Source organism: Erythrobacter sp. NFXS35, from assembly GCF_040148725.1.
Lineage (GTDB): Bacteria > Pseudomonadota > Alphaproteobacteria > Sphingomonadales > Sphingomonadaceae > Erythrobacter.
In genome coordinates this window covers 1-1,355 of the sequence record NZ_JAGDEB010000009.1, presented here as the reverse complement: position 1 = coordinate 1,355, position 1,355 = coordinate 1, and the positions used below count along the sequence as shown (strand labels likewise).

General features: G+C 62.6%; 1 protein-coding gene. It reads right to left on the bottom strand.

Annotated elements, in window-relative coordinates; translation table 11 throughout:
* Positions 1 to 259: 259 nt before the first annotated feature.
* Positions 260 to 1,273 (bottom strand): IS110 family RNA-guided transposase, encoded by a 1,014-nt coding sequence (locus J3454_RS16175; RefSeq protein ID WP_349514814.1) that lies wholly within the window; start codon positions 1,271 to 1,273, stop codon positions 260 to 262.
* Between the last annotated feature and the right edge of the window lie 82 nt (positions 1,274 to 1,355).

The window sequence follows — 1,355 nt, the reverse complement described above, 5'->3', positions numbered from 1 at the left end:
CGATTGTGTTCTCTAATGGGTCAAGATCTGGCTGCTCGGTCCTGAGCGGATGATACCTTTGGGTGCCTGTGTTCTCTGCGTGCTCAATAACGGCACTTGATGGGGTCAGCTGGGTGCGAGCGTGGCTTGGTTGAAACCGCAGTCGGTCGACGGGTCGGCCGCATGCTACAGAATCGGCGCCATCATCTGCTCCCTCCCTCGGGCGTTCGCTCCCGCTCGGGAGCTCGGTGCGGCCTCCTGTCTTGTATTGGGCCGAAAGTCAGGCCGGCTGGAACTCGGTGCCATCGCGCAGCATGGCGTGCATGATGATGGAGAGGCGACGGGCGAGCGCGATCCGCGCCTTGCGCATGGTCGAGCGCGTGGCGATTGCGAGCGCCCAGTCCTTCAGCTTCAACTCGCCCTTGTAGCGGGTGAGCATGACATTTGCCGCTTCGTAGAGCAGGGTTCGAACACGCCGGTCACCGACCTTGGAGATGCCGCCGACATAGTCGATCTCACCCGACTGGTAGCGTCGTGGGACGAGGCCTAGATATGCGCCAAGATCTCGCGACCGGCGGAAGCGGCCTGGATCGTCGATGGCCGCGGTGAACGCGAGTGCGGTCAGCGGGCCTACTCCGGGGATCGTCATCAGCCGGCGGCAGGCATCGGACGCACGGACAAGCTTCTTCATATCTGCGTCGATCGCCGCGATCGCCCCGAGCACTGCATCTCGGGCGGCAACGAGCCCGCGCATGGCGCCAGACAGGCCGGCGATCCCGTCGCTCATGGCGATCACTTGGTCGACAAACGCGGAACTTAACCCACGCGGTAGCCGGACCCCGAACACCACTGCCAGCCCGCGGATCTGGTTCTCGAGCGTGACGCGCTGACCCACCAACTTTTTACGGGCGATGATCAGCGATCGCACCGCATGTGCCGGCAGCGACTTTACGTGCACGGACTTAAAGAAGCCAGTCCTCGCCAGTTGCGCCAGCCCGCGAGCATCGTTGCGGTCGGTCTTGTGCGTCGCTAATGTCTTAAGGGCCTGGTAGGCTTGCCGGCTCTCGATGCAGATGACGGGCACGCCAAGCTCGACGAGGCCGTGGTAGAGCATCGGCGCCATGCGGCCCGTCTCGAACACCACCCGCGAGCAGGACGGTGCGCAAGCCAAGGCCGCCGCGATAGCATCCGGCGATGACGGTGCGGTTGCCTCGTGCACCACCCTCCCGTCGCGATCAATAACGCAAATGTGTGTCTTCTCCAGCGACACGTCCAGGCCAGCAAAGTAATCCATGATCTGCCTCCTCTTCTACGCCAGAGCTGAATATATCAGTCTCCATCGAAGAGCCGCCAGACCATTACCCCATGTTGAAAAA